The sequence below is a fragment of the Bradyrhizobium sp. 134 genome, assembly GCF_023074155.1.
Classification (GTDB): Bacteria; Pseudomonadota; Alphaproteobacteria; order Rhizobiales; family Xanthobacteraceae; genus Bradyrhizobium.
The window spans coordinates 93,256-110,910 of sequence record NZ_JADPKX010000069.1; the positions used below are offsets into that span (position 1 = coordinate 93,256).

General features: G+C 63.8%; 17 protein-coding genes and 1 tRNA gene. 13 read left to right on the forward strand and 5 right to left on the reverse strand.

Annotated features, from left to right (window positions below; translation table 11 throughout):
- Window positions 1-79: 79 nt before the first annotated feature.
- Window positions 80-904, reverse strand: coding sequence for an enoyl-CoA hydratase (locus IVA75_RS25600; RefSeq protein ID WP_247289437.1), 825 nt, complete (start codon window positions 902-904; stop codon window positions 80-82).
- An 86-nt stretch (window positions 905-990) separates the two neighbouring features.
- On the opposite strand from IVA75_RS25600, the gene IVA75_RS25605 reads away from it, so the two are divergent.
- From IVA75_RS25605 to IVA75_RS25630, 6 genes are all read left to right on the forward strand, one after another.
- Complete coding sequence (locus IVA75_RS25605) at window positions 991-1,419, forward strand: PaaI family thioesterase (protein ID WP_007603483.1); 429 nt, start codon at window positions 991-993, stop codon at window positions 1,417-1,419.
- Window positions 1,420-1,577: 158 nt separating this feature from the next.
- The gene (gene rplM, locus IVA75_RS25610; protein ID WP_007603484.1) at window positions 1,578-2,042 is read left to right on the forward strand and encodes a 50S ribosomal protein L13; all 465 of its coding nucleotides are present in this window, start codon (window positions 1,578-1,580) and stop codon (window positions 2,040-2,042) included.
- 1 nt (window position 2,043) lies between these two features.
- On the forward strand, window positions 2,044-2,523 hold the full coding sequence (rpsI, locus tag IVA75_RS25615) for a 30S ribosomal protein S9 (protein WP_007603485.1): 480 nt from the start codon (window positions 2,044-2,046) through the stop codon (window positions 2,521-2,523).
- Window positions 2,524-2,752: 229 nt separating this feature from the next.
- Window positions 2,753-3,985 carry a GGDEF domain-containing protein gene (locus IVA75_RS25620; RefSeq protein WP_247289439.1) on the forward strand — a complete coding sequence of 411 codons (1,233 nt, stop codon included), beginning with the start codon at window positions 2,753-2,755 and terminating at the stop codon, window positions 3,983-3,985.
- Between the two features lie 57 nt (window positions 3,986-4,042).
- Window positions 4,043-4,279, forward strand: coding sequence for a hypothetical protein (locus IVA75_RS25625; protein WP_027567226.1), 237 nt, complete (start codon window positions 4,043-4,045; stop codon window positions 4,277-4,279).
- 102 nt (window positions 4,280-4,381) lie between these two features.
- Entirely contained in the window at window positions 4,382-4,678 is a 297-nt protein-coding gene (locus IVA75_RS25630) for an antibiotic biosynthesis monooxygenase family protein (RefSeq protein WP_027518288.1), read from the forward strand.
- A gap of 6 nt (window positions 4,679-4,684) precedes the next feature.
- On the opposite strand, the gene IVA75_RS25635 is transcribed toward IVA75_RS25630, so the two are convergent.
- Window positions 4,685-5,821, reverse strand: coding sequence for an AI-2E family transporter (locus tag IVA75_RS25635; protein ID WP_247289986.1), 1,137 nt, complete (start codon window positions 5,819-5,821; stop codon window positions 4,685-4,687).
- A 136-nt stretch (window positions 5,822-5,957) separates the two neighbouring features.
- Here IVA75_RS25635 and IVA75_RS25640 point away from each other — a divergent pair, with 136 nt between their 5' ends.
- Window positions 5,958-6,662 carry a hypothetical protein gene (locus IVA75_RS25640; protein ID WP_247289441.1) on the forward strand — a complete coding sequence of 235 codons (705 nt, stop codon included), beginning with the start codon at window positions 5,958-5,960 and terminating at the stop codon, window positions 6,660-6,662.
- Between the two features lie 91 nt (window positions 6,663-6,753).
- Window positions 6,754-7,527 carry a gamma-glutamyl-gamma-aminobutyrate hydrolase family protein gene (locus IVA75_RS25645; protein WP_247289442.1) on the forward strand — a complete coding sequence of 258 codons (774 nt, stop codon included), beginning with the start codon at window positions 6,754-6,756 and terminating at the stop codon, window positions 7,525-7,527.
- A gap of 318 nt (window positions 7,528-7,845) precedes the next feature.
- Here IVA75_RS25645 and glnA read toward each other — a convergent pair whose 3' ends face one another.
- Together glnA and IVA75_RS25655 are read right to left on the reverse strand one after the other, a co-directional pair.
- Window positions 7,846-9,255, reverse strand: a complete 1,410-nt coding sequence (glnA, locus tag IVA75_RS25650; protein WP_007603494.1) for a type I glutamate--ammonia ligase — start codon at window positions 9,253-9,255, stop codon at window positions 7,846-7,848.
- 149 nt (window positions 9,256-9,404) lie between these two features.
- Window positions 9,405-9,743: a P-II family nitrogen regulator gene (locus IVA75_RS25655; RefSeq protein WP_007603495.1), complete on the reverse strand. Its 339-nt coding sequence runs from the start codon at window positions 9,741-9,743 to the stop codon at window positions 9,405-9,407.
- 381 nt (window positions 9,744-10,124) lie between these two features.
- Here IVA75_RS25655 and IVA75_RS25660 point away from each other — a divergent pair, with 381 nt between their 5' ends.
- Complete coding sequence (locus tag IVA75_RS25660; RefSeq protein ID WP_027567221.1) at window positions 10,125-11,624, forward strand: bifunctional ADP-dependent NAD(P)H-hydrate dehydratase/NAD(P)H-hydrate epimerase; 1,500 nt, start codon at window positions 10,125-10,127, stop codon at window positions 11,622-11,624.
- Window positions 11,625-11,628: 4 nt separating this feature from the next.
- Here the strand turns inward: IVA75_RS25660 and IVA75_RS25665 are convergent, their stop codons facing one another.
- Window positions 11,629-12,945 carry a multicopper oxidase domain-containing protein gene (locus IVA75_RS25665; protein WP_247289444.1) on the reverse strand — a complete coding sequence of 439 codons (1,317 nt, stop codon included), beginning with the start codon at window positions 12,943-12,945 and terminating at the stop codon, window positions 11,629-11,631.
- 152 nt (window positions 12,946-13,097) lie between these two features.
- Here IVA75_RS25665 and IVA75_RS25670 point away from each other — a divergent pair.
- The 4 genes from IVA75_RS25670 (at window position 13,098) to clpX (ending at window position 17,384) form a co-directional block, all read left to right on the forward strand.
- A tRNA-Leu gene (locus IVA75_RS25670) sits at window positions 13,098-13,182 on the forward strand.
- 173 nt (window positions 13,183-13,355) lie between these two features.
- On the forward strand, window positions 13,356-14,717 hold the full coding sequence (gene tig / locus IVA75_RS25675; RefSeq protein WP_247289446.1) for a trigger factor: 1,362 nt from the start codon (window positions 13,356-13,358) through the stop codon (window positions 14,715-14,717).
- Between the two features lie 318 nt (window positions 14,718-15,035).
- The gene (locus IVA75_RS25680) at window positions 15,036-15,671 is read left to right on the forward strand and encodes an ATP-dependent Clp protease proteolytic subunit (protein WP_007603501.1); all 636 of its coding nucleotides are present in this window, start codon (window positions 15,036-15,038) and stop codon (window positions 15,669-15,671) included.
- A 441-nt stretch (window positions 15,672-16,112) separates the two neighbouring features.
- The gene (gene clpX, locus IVA75_RS25685) at window positions 16,113-17,384 is read left to right on the forward strand and encodes an ATP-dependent Clp protease ATP-binding subunit ClpX (protein ID WP_007603503.1); all 1,272 of its coding nucleotides are present in this window, start codon (window positions 16,113-16,115) and stop codon (window positions 17,382-17,384) included.
- Window positions 17,385-17,655 lie beyond the last annotated feature (271 nt).

Genomic DNA, 17,655 nt, shown 5'->3' on the forward strand with positions numbered 1-17,655 from the left:
GAGGAGCGAAGCGACGAAGCAATCCAGTCTGTCTCCGCGGAGGGATTCTGGATTGCTTCGCTTCGCTCGCAATGACGAATTACTCGTCCCGCCATGTCGGCGTGCGCTTCTCGATGAAAGCGCCGATGCCTTCCTCGGCGTCTCGCGCCATCATGTTGTCGGTCATCACCTCTGCCGCATAGCGATAGGCGTCTGCAAGGCTCATCTCGGCCTGGCGATAGAACGCCTCCTTGCCGAGCTTGACGGTATAGGCGGATTTCAGCGCGACCTGTTCGGCGAGCGCAATGGCGGCAGCGCGCTCAGTGCCGGCGGCGACGACACGATTGACCAGTCCGATCTCGCGGGCGCGCGCGGCCGGGATCGGCTCGCCCGTCAGCAGCATCTCCATCGCCTGCTTGCGCGGCACGTTGCGCGACAGCGCCACCATCGGCGTCGAGCAGAACAGGCCGATGTCGACGCCGGGCGTGGCGAAGTGTGCTGCTTCCGAGGCGATGGCGAGATCGCAGCTTGCCACGAGCTGGCAGCCCGCGGCGGTCGCAATGCCCTGGACCGATGCGACCACAGGCTTGGGCAGGTGCACGATTGCCTGCATCATCGCGCTGCAGGCGGTCATCATCTCGGCGAAGAAGGCACGGCCACGGTCCGGGTCGGTGCGGCGCGCGGTCAGCTCCTTCATGTCGTGGCCGGCGGAGAAGGCGGGACCGTTGGCCGCGATCACGACCCCGCGGACGGACTTGTCGTCCCGGATCTCGTTGAGCTCGGCATGCAGGCTTGCGATCAGCGTCGCCGACAGGCTGTTGCGGGCGGCCGGGCGGTTGAGGGTCAGGACCGCGATGGGGCCCACGGTCTCGCGCAGCAGGATCGGTGGTTGCGGGGAGGGGACGCGGGCGGCCTGGACGGACATCAAAGCGTTTCCGGTTGGATTATTGCGATTGGATGACGCAGATAACTTAATGTAACAGGGGACGTGAAGCGAGGGTGAGGGGTAGCATGGCGTTAGCGAAAATGAGCGTGGCGGAGCTCGAGCAGTTCCTCCGCAACGAGTTTCCCCAGGCCTTCAGCGGCGACGACATCACGATCGAGAGCGCGGACGGTCAGGCCTGCCTTTTGCGTCAGCGCTATAGCGAAAAGATGCTGCGGCCGGGCGGAACCGTGTCCGGCCCGACCCTGATGGCGCTCGCCGATTTCGCGATGTACGTGGTGCTGTTGTCCGCGATCGGGCCGATCGGGCTCGCCGTCACCACCAATCTCAACATCAACTTCCTGCGCAAGGGGCAACCCGGGCAGGACGTGCTGGCGGAGGCGCGGCTGCTCAAGCTCGGCAAGCGCCTTGCCGTCGGCGAGGTGAAGCTGTTGTCCGGTACCTCGCCCGATCCGATTGCCCATGTCACCTCGACCTATTCCATTCCAAACGTTTGAGCTTTTTGCGGGTACCTTAATACCATATTTCTAAGCAATTGATATTGCACATGTAAATTACGCCTTTGGGCATTGACCGCGGCGCCCCCGTTCTCTAGAAAACCGCCCAGTCCGGTGCGGTGTTCGCGCCGATGCTCCCCGTCCACGGAAACTCTGACATGAAAACCTTTTCGGCAAAGCCGGCTGAGGTGACGAAGAAGTGGGTATTGATCGACGCCAAGGGTCTGGTCGTCGGCCGTCTCGCCACCATCGTCGCCATGCGCCTGCGCGGCAAGCACCTCCCGACCTACACCCCGCACGTTGATTGCGGCGACAACATCATCATCATCAACGCGCAGTATGCGGTTCTCACCGGCCGCAAGCGCGAGCAGAAGACCTATTACAAGCACACCGGTTATGTCGGCCACATCAAGGAGCGCACCGCGCGCCAGATCCTCGAGGGCAAGCATCCCGAGCGCGTGCTCGAGAAGGCCGTCGAGCGCATGATCCCGCGTGGTCCGCTCGGTCGCGTCCAGATGGGCAATCTCCGCGTCTATGGCGGCGCCGATCATCCGCACGAGGCCCAGACGCCCGAGAAGATCGACATCGCCAAGTTGAACCGCAAGAACACGAGGGCCGCATAACATGGCCGAATCCATCCAGTCGCTCGACCAGCTCTCGCAGCTCAAGACGGCGGCCGCGCCCGACGCGCCCAAGCACGAGAAGAAGGTCGACAAGTTCAACCGCGCCTATGCCACCGGCAAGCGAAAGGACGCGGTCGCCCGCGTCTGGATCAAGCCGGGCGCCGGCAAGGTCACGGTCAACGCGCGCGAGGTCGAGGTCTATTTCGCCCGTCCGGTGCTGCGTATGATGATTGAGCAGCCGTTCTCCGTGGCCGCGCGCTCGGGCCAGTATGACGTGATCTGCACCGTCGCCGGCGGCGGTCTGTCCGGCCAGGCCGGTGCCGTCCGTCACGGCATCTCGAAGGCGCTGACCTATTTCGAGCCGGAGCTGCGCACCGTGCTCAAGAAGGGCGGCTTCCTCACCCGCGACTCCCGCGTGGTCGAGCGCAAGAAGTACGGCAAGGCCAAGGCCCGCCGGTCCTTCCAGTTCTCGAAGCGTTAATCGCTTCGGTCGCATTCGCTGCGAAAGCGGCTTCAATGAGATGCAAAAGGGCGCTGATTTCAGCGCCCTTTTTGCTGTTCGTTTGTATGCAAATTGATGGCGTGTTTCCTGAAAACTTGGGCTCGCATGAAAACCTGAATGGAACCCGCGAGACATAGCGTCGCCTTTGGAAGGGCGCGCAAATCGGTGGAGCCGATCGCGTAACTGCTATGTCTAGAAGGGGGCCGACATGACGTCGCTCGATAGCATCACGCTCTATTTGGTCGCCACCATGGTCGCCGCACTGCTCGGCGCCATGATGGTATTTTTCGGAAGGCAGGAGAACAGCCCTGCGCTGAAATGGTGGGGCACCGCCTATCTCCTCGGCGCCGCATCGGTCGCGCTCTGGACGGCGGCCGGCGACAAGCTGGGCCCGCATCTTTACCTTGCGCTGAACGCAGTCGGCTTCGTCGCCTGCGGCATGGTGTGGAATGCGGCGCGCGTCTTTCATGGCCGCAAGCCGAACTGGCCGGGTCTCCTGGTCGGCGCGCTCGCCTGGACCGCTGCCGCCACGCTGCTCGATCCCGCGGCGTCCATGCCGCGCATGATCGTCGGCGCCGGCATCGTCTCGGTCTATGCGGCGCTGACGGCGAGCGAGCTCTGGGTCGAGCGGCGCAAGAGCCTGCAACGGCGCTGGCCGGCCTTCGTGGTCCCGGTGATGCACGGCTGCGTCTTGATGCTGCCGATCCTGCTCGGCAGTTTCCTGCGCCCGAACGATGCCGGCTTCTCCAACAGCATCTGGGTCACCGTGTTCGCGGTCGAACTCGTGCTCTATGCCGTCGGCACCGTGTTCGTGATCTTCATGCTGGTGTCCGAGCGCACGGTCACTGCGCACCGGACCGCCGCGTCCACCGATCCGCTGACCGGCATGCTCAACCGCCGCGGCTTCTCGGAAGCCTGCGGACGCGTGATCGAGCGCGAGGCCAAGGCCGGCCGTCCCGTGACCGTGATGATCTTCGATATCGATCATTTCAAGTCGATCAACGACCGCTTCGGCCATCCCGCCGGCGACGAGATGCTGAAACTGTTCTCGACCGTCGTCGTCAGCAACCTGCGCATCAGCGACATGTCGGGTCGCATCGGCGGCGAGGAGTTCGCCGCCCTCCTGCCGTGTTCGCTGGAGGAGGGCGTGCTGGTCGCCGAGCGCGTGCGCGAAGCCTTCGAGACCTCCGGGGTCGTTGTCGATGAGGGCCCGGTCGACACCACCGTCAGTATCGGCGTCGCGGGCGGTCCGGCCGGCACCGAACTCGAAGTGCTGCTGGCCTCGGCTGACACCGCGCTTTACCAGGCCAAGCGCGGCGGCCGTAACCGCGTCGAGGCGGCGGAGGAGCTGCCATTGTCGCTGGAGAACTGGCGCCGCCAGAGCGCCGCACGGATCGGCGTCTCCAACACGCAGTCCAAGGCGCAGACGGCGACAGCCTAGGCAAAGGAGGCCTTGCGGTAATCCCCTGTTTACCATTCGATCCCTACCATTGCGGTCATGGAATCGATCCGTCGACAGAACCCGCAGACCGCCCTGATGTCGCTCGAAGCCGCGGCGACTTCGGCACGCGGCGGCTTCGCCTGCCTGTTCTCGACCGCGGACGAATATGAGAGCGCGCTGATCACCGAGCGCCGCGCCCAAGGGCATTACACGCAAGGCCGCAATTACTGGCCGCTTGCGCTGTTCGCCGGTTGTGCGCTGATCGTGGCGGGCACCGCTCTGCTGCTTGCCTGAGTGATCTGCATTCTCGGACCGGGCAGGGCGCCGTTTCGGCGCCTTTTTCTTTGTCGCGGGCTGCGGTAGACACGCCCATCGAACAAAAATGGGTGGAAACAGATGATCACCGAGATCGCGCAAATCGACGTCAAGCCGGGCAGCGAGAAGGACTTTGAGGCCGCCGTCGCCAAGGCCAAGGCCGCTTTCGGCCGCTCCAAGGGTTTCCATGGTTTCGAGCTGCACAAGTCGATCGAGAAGCCGCAGCGCTATCGTCTGATGGTGAAGTGGGAAACGCTCGAGAACCATACCGTCGATTTCCGCGGCTCCGAGAATTTCACCGAATGGCGCGGCCTCGTCGGCCAGTATTTTGCGGCACCCCCTGAGGTCGAGCACACCGAAACCGTGCTCACCACCTGAGGCGGCTCAGGCTGCCTCCGCCAGAGGCGGCGCTTCGTACGTCTTGAAGTGGTCGATCACGACCTTGGCGATGGCGACCAGTGGCAGCGCCAGCGCCAGACCCCAGATCCCGAAGACGACGCCGAGCAGGATCTGGAACGCGAACAGCGTGGCCGGCGGGATGTCCAGTGCCTGCCGCTGCAGCAGGGGCGTCAGCACGTAGCTCTCCATGGCGTGGACGCCCATGAAGAGGAGAAAGGCCGACAGCGCCGGAATCCATCCTGAGGCGAGGCTCGCCAGCACGACCACAACGCCGGCGATGATGGCGCCGACGGTCGGAATGAAGCCGAGCAGTCCCGCCTGAATCCCGAGGATGAAGGAGCCCGGGATGCCGATGATGAGAAGCCCGATCCAGGTTACCGCCCCGACCGCGAGCATGACGATCATCTGTGCGATCAGCCATCGTTCAAGTGTCTCGCTGACGCGGTCGATGATGACGGCCGCGCGCGCGCGATGTTTTGCAGGCGCGATGAACAGCAATCCCTCGCGATAGACGCTGGGTTGGGCGGCGAAGGCGACTCCCAGAAACAGCACGATGAAGATGTTTCCCACGCCGTGGATGGTGCCAAGCAGCAGCTTGAACGTCTGGCTCACGATCGCCCCGCCGCTGGAGGCAAGGGCGCCTGCGCCGGGTATTGCCCCGCGCGACGTCGTGCCGGCCGACGGCGTCGGCTCCGGTTGCGCGTCGGGAGACGAATCGGGTCCGGAGCTCCCGAAATCGAAGAAGCTGGTGTCGATGCCGTGATTGTCCAGGAATGATTTGACGTTGCCGATCTGGGATTTGATGGTTTTGCTGAGTCCCGCCGCCTGATCGGCGATGGTGGCGCCGCCGAGATATGCGATGCCCGCGAGCATGAGCGCGAGGGCCAAGCAGACGATTGCGAGCCGCAGCGCATGCGGCAGACGCGCATGCCGGCCAAGCGCGTTGGTCAGCGCGTTGAGCCCAAGGCCCAGCAGCACCCCGGCGAAGATCAGGAGCAGGGTCGTCGCGAAGTACCAGGAGAACGCGAGCAGCACGGCGAACAGCACCACGCCGATGCCGCCGACCGAAATGCCCCAAGCCAGATCAAAACGGGTCGGGGGTCGTTCATCCGGGAATGTGATCACGCAATGTCCTTTGGGTGGACCGGGGGGCAGTCTTTCGGCAAACACGCTTTTGATCAAGACCGCGTCAACGCGCTGGTTTGACGCTGCCGTGTGAACGGTGCAGACGGACGAGGAGAGAACAGGTGGGGCGCGCTTGAGTTTCATCAGCAAATGGGTGGGTCTGCTCGGGCTTTTGGCCGTGCTCGTGATTGGCGACCAGATCCGGATCAACCGGCCCGGCCACAAATATCGCCTCACGGTCGAGGTGACGACGCCCGAAGGCGTCAAGTCCGGCTCCGGTGTTCTGGCCGTCGTGCCCGATCGCGGCTATAGCCGGGGCGGCCGCACCACGATGCGCGGCGAGGCTGTGTTCGTCGACCTCGGCCGGGGAAAGAATGTGGTGGCATTGCTGGCGCATCAGCAGGGCGCGAAGCTCGATCTCGACGACATCAACTATGTCGCGCCCCGCGCTTATGGCGCCGCGCGAGGCAACCGTGTCTCGTTCAACGAGCTCAACCGGCAGACCGGCGTCGTCGCGGTGCAGGGGGACCTACTGCCCGTGCTGGTGAGCTTTGGCGATCCCATGGACCCTGCGACGGCGCGCCTTGTCGCCGGCGACCATGCGGAGGCGGTCCTGGGCGACGGCTATGCACTCCGTGGTCTTACCGCCGAAATGGTGCCCAACGGGCTTTGGCCGATCGATTTCGGTGGCGCGCTCGGGGAGTCCGTGACGCGCGGAATCGAAACGAAACTGCCCTGGTTGGCTGCGCCGGGGGACCCGGCGGCGACCGCACTGAAGACCGCCGGCCTGCCCCTTGGCGGCGCGATCGTGGCCCGGGAGGCATTTGCGCGAAAATAGCATTGCCGTCCCGCGTACCCTTCTGTTGAATTTGTTCCACCCAGGGGGCATGTTTGGAGAATCTTCTTCGGCGGGGAGGTCTGAGCGGGAGATGAGAAAGCCGGTCGTCGGCGTGATCGGGAATGCCCATCGCGTTGAAAATCGATTTCAGGTCCAGATGGTCGGCGAGCGTAATCTGCGCGCCGTGGCCGAGGTTTCAGGCGGCCTGCCGGTGATGTTCGCGGGCTCGCCCGACATCACCGATATCGGCGCGCTCCTTGACACTGTCGACGGCATCGTGCTGACCGGCGCCCGGGCCAACGTCCACCCGACCCGTTTCAACGTCGATCCGTGTGAGGCGCACGAGCCCTACGACATCCACCGCGACGAGGTGGCGCTGGCGCTCTCGGTCGCCTGCGTTGCCCGCGGTATCCCGCTGTTCGGCATCTGCCGGGGCCTCCAGGAGATGAACGTCGCCTTCGGCGGCTCGCTGCATCCCGAGATCCGCAAGATCCCGGGCCGCATGAACCATCGCATGCCGAGGCTCGAGAACGGTGAGATCCACCCCGATCCGACAGTGGTGTTCGCCGATCGCCACGACGTCGATCTGACGCCGGGCGGCGCGTTCGCAGAATTGCTCGGCTGTGACAAGATCAGGGTCAATTCGCTGCACGGCCAGGGCATCCTCGATCCCGGCAAGCGCGTGCTGATCGAGGGCATTGCCGAGGACGGCACCATCGAGGCAATCCGCATCGCGGAAGCCAGGGCTTTTGCGCTCGGGGTGCAATGGCACGCCGAATACGACCCGCAGCACAATCCGATCAACCGAAAACTGTTCGAGGCGTTCGGTCAGGCCATGGTGGCGAAGCAGCGCGCGGCGGCGTAGCTGCGGGGTTGCGCCGAGGCCGATAAGGCTCTCGATCGTTGCGACCGGCGGCGGAGGATTGGCGATTTTCGCAAACAGGCACGAGAACTAGTCTCCAGGATGGATTTCGCGGCGCTGAACGCATCCTGCGATTACCAACAGCGCTCGCGATCTCTCGGGCGCAATAAACCAGATATCAAGAATTGATGCGCGCCAGTTTTCTCGATTCCGATTCGTTCTTTGAGAACGAAGTGGAGTCAGACGCAGAACAAAACTCGAGGACCACAAAAAAAGGCGCCCCGAGGGGCGCCTTTCGTGCGTCGTAGTCGTTCCGGCGGCTTAGCCCGAATAGTACATTTCGAACTCGACCGGGTGCGGGGTCATTTCGAAGCGGGCGACTTCGGTCATCTTCAGCTCGATATAAGCGTCGATGAAGTCGTCGTCGAACACGCCGCCGTTCTTCAGGAAGCCGCGATCCTTGTCGAGGTTTTCCAGCGCCTCGCGCAAGCTGCCGCACACCGTCGGGATCTGCTTCAGCTCTTCCTTCGGCAGATCGTAGAGGTCCTTGTCCATCGCCGGACCCGGATCGATCTTGTTCTTGATGCCGTCGAGGCCCGCCATCAGCATCGCGGCGAAGCCGAGATAGGGATTGGCGAGCGGATCGGGGAAGCGCACCTCGACGCGCTTGGCCTTCGGCGAAGCGGTGTAGGGGATGCGGCAGGAGGCGGAGCGGTTGCGGGCGGAATAGGCGAGCAGCACGGGAGCCTCATAGCCCGGGACCAGACGCTTGTAGGAGTTGGTCGACGGGTTGGTGAAGGCATTGATCGCCTTGGCGTGCTTGATGATGCCGCCGATGTAATGGAGGCAGGTCTCCGACAGGTCGGCGTATTTGTTGCCGGCGAACACCGGCTTGCCGTCCTTCCAGATCGACTGGTGCACGTGCATGCCCGAGCCGTTGTCGCCGAAGACCGGCTTCGGCATGAAGGTGGCGGTCTTGCCGTAGATGTGCGCAACCTGGTGGATGCAGTATTTGTAGATCTGCATGTGGTCGGCCATCAAGGTCAGCGTGTCGAACTTCATGCCGAGCTCGTGCTGGGCGGAAGCGACCTCGTGATGGTGCTTCTCGACCTTCACGCCCATCTTGGCCATGGCGCCGAGCATCTCCGAGCGCATGTCCTGCACGGAGTCCTGCGGCGGCACCGGGAAGTAGCCGCCCTTGGTACGGACACGATGGCCGAGATTGCCGCCTTCATATTCGGTGTCGGAGTTGGTCGGCAGCTCGGAAGAGTCGAGGCGGAAGCCGGTGCTGTAGGGGTTGGCGGAGAAGCGCACGTCGTCGAACACGAAGAACTCGGCTTCGGGGCCGACGAACACGGTGTCGCCAACGCCCATCGACTTGACCATCGCCTCGGCCTTCTTGGCGATGCCGCGGGGATCGCGGTTGTAGGGCTCGCCGGTGGTCGGCTCGAGCACGTCGCAGGTGATGACCATGGTGGTCTCGGCGAAGAACGGATCGATCGTCGCGGTCACCGGATCGGGCATCAGGCACATGTCGGACTCGTTGATCGCCTTCCAGCCGGCGATCGAGGAGCCGTCAAACATCGTCCCTTCGGCGAAAATGTCCTCATCGATCATGCTGATGTCGAAGGTGACGTGCTGCCACTTGCCGCGCGGATCGGTGAAGCGCAGGTCGACGTATTTGACGTCGTTGTCCTTGATCGATTTCAGGACGTCTTTGGCGGTCTTCATGCATACCCCTTATGGCTCTGCGGGTCGGTTTCCAAGCTTCAAGCGACCGTGTTCACGCTTCTTGAGGCGCGCGAGGCACAAACAAAATGAGGCCGCCGAAGCAGCCTATTTCTTGTCAGAATGTCGCAAAATGCGGGATAGCACCCGGCTCAGATAGCGTCCAGCCCGGATTCGCCGGTTCGGATGCGGATCGCCTCTTCGATATTGGAGACGAAGATCTTGCCGTCGCCGATGCGCCCGGTTTGCGCGGCGCGGCGGATTGCGTCGATGGCGCGCTCGACCAGATCGTCGCCGATCACGATCTCGATCTTCACCTTGGGCAGGAAGTCGACGATGTATTCTGCGCCGCGGTACAGCTCGGCGTGACCCTTCTGCCGGCCGAAGCCCTTGGCTTCAGTGACGGTGATGCCCTGAAGGCCGACTTCCTGAAGCGCTTCCTTCACCTCGTCGAGCTTGAATGGCTTGATGATGGCTTCGATTTTCTTCACTGCGCGCCTCCCGGCCTTTCGAACAAATAGCAACGTCTTCGTCAGGATGCGCTTTTCTTAACGCACGATCTTGTCTTCGCTATGCCGGGATCCCTGACCAGTCCGGCAACAACGGCCGGCCACACCCTGATAAATGCCAGTGAGCACGACGAACCGAAGCGACTTCCGCGAAAGCAGGGTCTATGCCAAGTTGCAAATGCCCTGATTATTGGAGCGTTATCAGCCTTTTAACGTGCAGCTCTGATAGGTGGCGCCGACCCGCACAAAATACCGCAGACTACGAAATAGGCAAACGGTTCAATATCTGTGCAGATCGTCGTTCCGTCGGATGGCCTGGTGCGGAACGTGCCTCTTGAAAAGGCTTTTGGACAGGGAAGTGGCATGGAAGTTCTGACCAACGCCGAAATGCAGCGCGCCGACCAGCTCAGCATTGCGGCAGGCACCCCCGGCTTCAAGCTGATGCTCAGCGCCGGTCAGGCGGTCGCCGAGGCCGCCCACGCGCTGGTGGAGGAGGGGCCGATCCTGATCGTGGCCGGCCCGGGCAACAACGGCGGGGACGGTTTTGTCGCAGCCGCCGAGCTCGCCGCGCAGGGCCGCGAGGTCTCGGTGATCCTGATGTGCGAGCGCGACCAGCTCCAGGGCGATGCGGCCTCGGCCGCGCGGGGCTGGAAGCACCCGGTGCTCCCGTTCAACCCGCAGGCGATCGGGCGACCGGCGCTGATCATCGATGCGCTGTTCGGCGCGGGCCTCAGCCGTCCCGCCGAGGGCGAGGCGCGTGCGATGATCGAGGCGATCAACGCCAACGGTGCGCCGGTGCTCGCGGTCGACCTGCCGAGCGGCATCAACGGCACCAGCGCAGCCGTGCTGGGCGTGGCGGTGAACGCCACCGAGACCCTTACCTTCTTCCGGAAGAAGCCGGCGCATCTGCTGCTGCCGGGGCGGATGCATTGCGGCCACGTGCGTGTCGCCGATATCGGTATCGACGCGCAAGTGCTGGACGAGATCGCGCCGCAAATATTCGAAAACGATCCGGACTTCTGGGGCGCGGCCTTTCCGGTGCCGCGCATCGACGGCCACAAATACGCGCGCGGCCATGTGCTGGCGGTCTCGGGCGATGCGGCGGCGACCGGTGCCGCGCGGCTCGCCGCGCGCGGGGCGCTGCGGGCAGGTGCGGGCCTGGTGACTCTGGCCACGCCGCGTGATGCGCTCGCGATCAATGCGGCTGCGCTCACCGCGGTCATGGTTCGCCCCGTCGATACCGCCATCGAGTTCGGCGAGCTGCTCGGCGACAAGCGTTACAACACCTGCATCATCGGCCCCGGCGCGGGTGTCGGCGAGCGCACCTGCGATCTCGTCCACACGGCGCTTAACGCGCAGCGGCATCTGGTGCTCGACGCGGATGCGCTGACGAGCTTTGCCGCGAATCCCGAGCGCCTGTTCGAATCGATCAAGACGTCGCAGGACAAGGCGGTGGTGCTGACGCCGCACGAGGGCGAGTTCCCACGGCTGTTCTCCGACCTCAGCAATAAATATCCGGGCCGCTCGAAGATCGAGCGCGTGCGCGCCGCCGCCGAGCGCTCCGGCGCGGTCGTGCTGCTGAAGGGCGCGGACACCACGATCGCCGCGCCCGACGGCCGCGCCACCATCGCCGCCAACGCACCGCCCTGGCTCGCCACCGCGGGTGCCGGCGACGTGCTCGCCGGCATCATCGCAGGGCTGCTGGCGCAAGGCGTGCCGGCATTCGAAGCCGCCAGCATCGCCGTCTGGATGCATGGCGAAGCGGCGAGCGAGGCGGGGCCGGGGCTGATCGCGGAGGATCTCACCGAGACGCTGCCGGCCGTGCACCGGCGAATCTATGGTGCGCTGGGGGTGGAATACTGAGCTCTCACTCCACCGCGTACCAGCGCACCAGCCGCGGTGCGGCCCAGTCGGTTACGACGGATTCGATCAGCCATCGGCCGGGGGAGGCCGCAGCGAATGCGATGCGCTGGGTCTGGCCGGGTTCGATCGCGAGCGTGTCGAGCCAATAGGGCTTCCAGCCGTCGTCGAGCTTGTCGAGCAGGCGGAAAGGGTGGCCATGGAGATGGAAGACGGTGGCGACGGGGGCGGGGTTCTTGAGCGCCAGCACGACGGGGCGGCCGGCCCTGGTGCGAAAGGTAGGGGCGGAGGACGTCGAGAAATTTGCGGGCCGTACCCACCCGACGTCGGCTGCCCCGAGCGTGACATCGAATCGCAGGGCGCCTCTCAGATCGAGGCGGTCGGGGAGGTCATTCGGAGGGAGCGGCTGCGGCGGCAACAGCGGCACGCGCCGGTCAAGCTTGCCGGAGACCGTCAGGCGGCCGACCTGGCGCGCCTCCTTGCCGTCATGCAGCAGGAATGGGGCCGATGTGGCCGCATCCACGAAGGCGTCGGCGCGTGCGCCGGGAGCCAGCACCAGCGCGCCGTTGCGAGCCGGGAACGGCTCGGCCGGCTGTCCGTCCAGGGCCACCACCTGGACTTCGTGGCTTTCCAATTTGATCGCCAGAACAGAACGTTGCGAGCCGTTGATAAAGCGCAGCCGCAGCCGCTCATTCGCCGCAGCTGAGAGTTCGAATGAAGTCATGCCGTTGATTGTATAGAGCGGGGACGTGTCCCTAGGGTCCCGGCCCGGGGCAAGCGCGGTCCCATCCGGCCGTAGCCGCCATTCCTCGATCAAGAGAACCACGTCGCGATCGGCGGCGACCGGGTTTGTCTCGGCGGCAATGATCGGAAGCGGGCGCGCGGGCTGCTTCAGGCCGTCCTCGAACAGGCGAAAGTCGGCCAGCAGGGTTCCCGCATTTGGTACTGAAATGATTGATGTTTCTGTCGCGTCCGGGGCCGTCGGGGCGCGTCCTCGAAGCGGGTCGGCCGCGGCCGGGCCGCCAAGGCCGTACCAGACTGGTGCAAGCGGCACAGGCAGGTCGTTGCGGAAGACCACCTCGCAGCGGTCGCCACGTTTGAGACGGACATCCCCGAGGTGGCTGACGGCGGCCAGCTCCCAGATGGGTGTAGGCGCCTGATCCCGCCTCAGAGCCAGCGTCGCCGGCCTTGCCTGAAGTGCGAGCTGGGCGGTCACGGCCGGGACTGCGCCGCCCGCCATCAGCCCGGCCACAGAGGCGCCAAGTCCGGCTCCAAGTCCGGCCAAAACCTCGCGCCTCGTCGGGTCGAAGATCCGCGTTTTCATGGCCGATCCGGACCACGGCGTGCTGGATAAGTCCAGCCGTCGTGCCTAGTTGAAGCCTGCCTCTATCGGGCCATTTTTTTGCTGCGAACAGGCGGGCACATGCTATAAGCCCGCCGCCCGCGGCATCGCGGCCGGTCTTGATGCAAATTTACGCGGGCGTGGCGGAACTGGTAGACGCGCTGGATTTAGGTTCCAGTGACGAAAGTTGTGGGGGTTCGAGTCCCTCCGCCCGCACCAAGCGCTTTCAGCGTTTGCACGGATTACGCGATCTGCTCCTGCGCGGATGTTTGTCCGCCGGAAGCCGGTCCGATGAACCACCGGCGTTGAGGCGTTCGCCTCGCGCCGGATCGATTAATGACAGCGTCCCGACGCATGCGCGCCGGGACCGAACGAGAAGAAGATTGGACACCATGCAGGTCACAGAAACCCTCTCGGAAGGTTTGAAGCGCGAGTTCAAGATCAGCGTTCCCGCGTCTGATCTCGACGCCAAGGCCGGTGCCAAGCTCGTCGATCTCAAGGACAAGGTCCGCATCAACGGCTTCCGTCCTGGCAAGGTGCCGGTCACGCACCTCAAGAAGGTCTATGGCCGCTCGGTGATGGCCGAGACCATCGACCAGACCATCCGCGACACCAACACGCAGCTGTTCTCCGAGCGCGGCTTCCGCCTTGCGACCGAACCGAAGATCACCATGCCGACCGAGCAGGCCGAGGTCGAGGAGCTGCTCAACGGCAAAACCGATCTGACCTACACGGTTGCGATCGAGGTGGTGCCGTCGATCGCGCTCGCCGACTTCAAGACCTTCGAGGTCGAGAAGCCCGTCGCCGAAGTCACCGACGCCGACGTCGATGAGGCGATCAAGCGCATCGCCGATTCGAACCGCGGCTATGCCGCGAAGGGCGAGGGCGCCAAGGCCGAGTCGGGTGATCGCGTCACCGTCGCCTTCAAGGGCACCATCAACGGCGAACCTTTCGAGGGCGGCGCCGGTGAGGGCATCCAGGTCGTGATCGGATCCAACACCTTCATCCCCGGCTTCGAAGAGCAGCTCACCGGCATCGCCACGAACGAGACCCGCACGCTGAAGGTGGCGTTTCCCAAGAACTACATGAACGACAAGCTCGCGGGCCAGCCGGCCGAATTCGAGACCACCGCGACGCTGATCGAGGCGCCGCAGGACCTCGCGATCGACGACGAGTTCGCCAAGACGCTCGGCCTCGAATCGCTGGACAAGCTGAAGGAAGCGGCGCGCGAACGGCTGGTCGCCGAGTTCGCGACCGCGACGCGCCAGCGCGTCAAGCGCGCGCTGCTCGACCGCCTCGACGAGGCCCATCGCTTCGAGGCTCCGCCCTCGCTGGTCGACGAGGAGTTCAATCTGATGTGGAACTCGGTGAAGGCCGAGATGGACTCCGCCGGCAAGACCTTCGCCGACGAGGACACCACTGAAGAGGCCGCCAAGGAAGAGTACCGCAAGATCGCCGATCGCCGCGTGCGGCTCGGCCTCGTGCTTTCCGAGATCGGCGAGAAGAACAAGATCTCGGTGACCGACGACGAGGTCGGCCGCGCCGTGATCGAGCGGGCGCGCTCGATGCCGGGCCGCGAGAAGGAGGTCTGGGACTATTACCGCAGCAACGCCCAAGCGTTGGCCCAGCTTCGTGCACCGATCTATGAGGACAAGGTCGTCGACTTCATCCTCGAGCTCGCCAACGTGACCGAAAAGAAGGTTTCGCGTGACGATCTCTACAAGGACGACGAGGCGGAAAAGACCGCCGCCTGAGGGCTCCAGAAGAGCCTTTAGGAGAGCCTCCAGGATAGCCTTGCATTAAGGATGATCAGCAAAGAGGTCGAGCTAGCCAGGTGGCCGGCTGGGCCTCTTTGTACGAATCAGCTTCAACTGCCTCACGGATTAAGCCTTAATTCGCTCCGCACTTGTCAGGCGCGAATTGGGCTATATCTGTCGCTACGCCTTCCGCTTCTACCAAGTTCGTCTATCAAGTTCCTGCATCACGGGACGTCCATCGGCCCTCCGGCAGATCCAGCCCCGACTGGCAGCCGGGCCTGGCGATGTCCGCCTCTTCAAAACCCTAGGTGACTCATGCGCGATCCGGTTGAAACCTACATGAACCTCGTGCCCATGGTGGTCGAGCAGACCAACCGTGGCGAGCGCGCCTACGACATTTTCTCGCGCCTTCTGAAAGAGCGCATCATCTTCCTGACCGGGCCGGTCGAGGACGGCATGTCGACGCTCATTGTCGCGCAGCTGTTGTTCCTTGAGGCGGAAAATCCGAAGAAGGAAATCTCGATGTACATCAACTCGCCGGGCGGCGTGGTGACGTCGGGCCTCGCGATCTACGACACCATGCAGTTCATTCGCCCGCCGGTCTCGACGCTGTGCACGGGCCAGGCCGCCTCGATGGGCTCGCTGCTGCTCTGCGCCGGCGAGAAGGACATGCGCTTCTCGCTGCCGAACGCTCGCATCATGGTGCATCAGCCCTCCGGCGGCTTCCAGGGCCAGGCCACCGACATCATGCTGCACGCCCAGGAAATCCTGAACCTGAAGAAGCGGCTGAACGAGATCTACGTGAAGCACACCGGTCAGACCTACAAGGCGATCGAGGACGCGCTGGAACGCGACAAGTTCCTGACCGCGAGCGACGCCAAGGAGTTCGGCCTGGTCGACAGGGTCATCGACAAGCGCGCCGAGGAAACCGCGGCGCCGAAGACCCCGTAGCACTACTGCGGCGGCGAACCCTCCGGGCTCGCCGGCGCCATTAGGGAGCGTTCACGTTAAGGACACGTGCGCGCGTCGCAAAACGTAGTTTTGCGCCCTGCGACAGGCAGAAAGTTCCGCTTTCGTGCTTGTTTTTCGTGGCAATCCAGCAACGCCGGGGTGATTTCGATCACTTCGCCCGTGCCAAGACCGGAAATCACGGTATTGTCACGGGTAGCCGGCGACCCCCGATTAGCGAATTCTTGATAGTCGGGTGACAGCATGGTTCGCTACGACTGATCGGCTATGATCGCGGGGAATCGAGTGACCGTGATTCGCACGGCATGTAACGCGTAGGGTCTTTTTTGGTACGGAATTTGCTCTATTTGAAGGACTGTACCGGCTGTCGTGCCGGAATAGGGCGATCGAGCGGACGGGATCGAACCGCGGACGGAGACATGAATGAGTAAGGTCGGCACGAGCGACTCCAAAAACACGCTGTATTGCTCGTTCTGCGGCAAGAGCCAGCACGAAGTGCGCAAACTGATCGCGGGTCCCACGGTCTTCATTTGCGACGAGTGCGTCGAGCTCTGCATGGACATCATTCGCGAGGAGAACAAATCCTCGCTGGTGAAGTCGCGCGACGGGATTCCGACGCCGAAGGAAATCTGCAAGGTGCTGGACGATTACGTGATCGGCCAGAACCATGCGAAGAAGGTCCTCTCGGTCGCGGTGCACAATCACTACAAGCGCCTCAACCACCAGACCAAGCACAACGACGTCGAGCTTGCGAAGTCGAACATCCTGCTGATCGGTCCGACCGGCTCGGGCAAGACGCTGCTCGCGCAGACGCTCGCCCGCATCCTGGACGTGCCGTTCACGATGGCGGATGCGACGACGCTGACGGAAGCCGGCTATGTCGGCGAGGACGTCGAGAACATCATCCTGAAGCTGCTCCAGGCCGCCGACTACAACGTCGAGCGTGCCCAGCGCGGCATCGTCTATATCGACGAAATCGACAAGATCAGCCGCAAGTCCGACAATCCTTCGATCACGCGCGACGTGTCGGGTGAGGGCGTGCAGCAGGCACTGCTCAAGATCATGGAAGGCACGGTGGCTTCGGTCCCGCCGCAGGGCGGCCGCAAGCATCCGCAGCAGGAATTCCTGCAGGTGGACACCACCAACATCCTGTTCATCTGCGGTGGTGCGTTCTCGGGCCTTGAGAAGATCATTTCGGCACGCGGACGTTCGACCTCGATCGGTTTCGCCGCCCAGGTGCTCGCGCCGGAAGACCGCCGCACCGGCGAAATCTTCCGTCACGTCGAGCCGGAGGATCTCCTGAAGTATGGCCTGATCCCGGAATTCGTCGGCCGTCTGCCCGTCGTGGCGACGCTGGAAGATCTGGACGAGGCTTCGCTCAAGAAGATCCTGGTCGAGCCGAAGAACGCGCTGGTGAAGCAGTACCAGCGGCTGTTCGAGATGGAGAACATCGAGCTGACCTTCGCCGACGAGGCGCTTGGCGCGGTTGCCCGCAGGGCGATCGAGCGCAAGACCGGTGCGCGCGGACTGCGCTCGATCCTCGAGGCGATCCTGCTCGAGACCATGTTCGACCTGCCGGGCCTCGAAGGTGTGGAAGAAGTCGTGATTTCCCGCGAAGTCGTGGAAGGAACGGCGCGTCCGCTCTACATTTACGCCGATCGGTCCGATCGCGCCGTCGAGAACGCCAGCGCCTGATTTGCGGCGCTGGAACGCTCCAATCGTCTCCTCAAGCAAGGGCTGCGGAAAGTATCTCCGCAGCCGGTGTTGCGTCGCTTATTTGCGTGCGTAAGCGCCTGATGGCACGCGTCTTCAATGACTTGACACCCCCCGGGTCGATAGCCACCTAATGTCGGCGGCGAGCAAAAATTCTCTCCAAGATTCGCCTCAGTTCCGATCCGGCGAGCCGGTCCAACCTCAAAAGGACCGACCGGTTTTGCCGATCACCTCGGCACCTTGTGGCGGTTGC

Coding starts and splice junctions, on each gene's coding strand:
- tig (WP_247289446.1), top strand. CDS start 13,356: ATGCAGGTCACAGAAACCCTCTCGGAAGGTTTGAAGCGCGAGTTCAAG.
- rplM (WP_007603484.1), top strand. CDS start 1,578: ATGAAAACCTTTTCGGCAAAGCCGGCTGAGGTGACGAAGAAGTGGGTA.
- glnA (WP_007603494.1), bottom strand. CDS start 9,255: ATGAAGACCGCCAAAGACGTCCTGAAATCGATCAAGGACAACGACGTC.
- IVA75_RS25620 (WP_247289439.1), top strand. CDS start 2,753: ATGACGTCGCTCGATAGCATCACGCTCTATTTGGTCGCCACCATGGTC.
- IVA75_RS25605 (WP_007603483.1), top strand. CDS start 991: ATGGCGTTAGCGAAAATGAGCGTGGCGGAGCTCGAGCAGTTCCTCCGC.
- IVA75_RS25645 (WP_247289442.1), top strand. CDS start 6,754: ATGAGAAAGCCGGTCGTCGGCGTGATCGGGAATGCCCATCGCGTTGAA.
- clpX (WP_007603503.1), top strand. CDS start 16,113: ATGAGTAAGGTCGGCACGAGCGACTCCAAAAACACGCTGTATTGCTCG.
- IVA75_RS25630 (WP_027518288.1), top strand. CDS start 4,382: ATGATCACCGAGATCGCGCAAATCGACGTCAAGCCGGGCAGCGAGAAG.
- IVA75_RS25600 (WP_247289437.1), bottom strand. CDS start 904: ATGTCCGTCCAGGCCGCCCGCGTCCCCTCCCCGCAACCACCGATCCTG.
- IVA75_RS25625 (WP_027567226.1), top strand. CDS start 4,043: ATGGAATCGATCCGTCGACAGAACCCGCAGACCGCCCTGATGTCGCTC.
- IVA75_RS25660 (WP_027567221.1), top strand. CDS start 10,125: ATGGAAGTTCTGACCAACGCCGAAATGCAGCGCGCCGACCAGCTCAGC.
- IVA75_RS25680 (WP_007603501.1), top strand. CDS start 15,036: ATGCGCGATCCGGTTGAAACCTACATGAACCTCGTGCCCATGGTGGTC.
- IVA75_RS25665 (WP_247289444.1), bottom strand. CDS start 12,945: ATGAAAACGCGGATCTTCGACCCGACGAGGCGCGAGGTTTTGGCCGGA.
- rpsI (WP_007603485.1), top strand. CDS start 2,044: ATGGCCGAATCCATCCAGTCGCTCGACCAGCTCTCGCAGCTCAAGACG.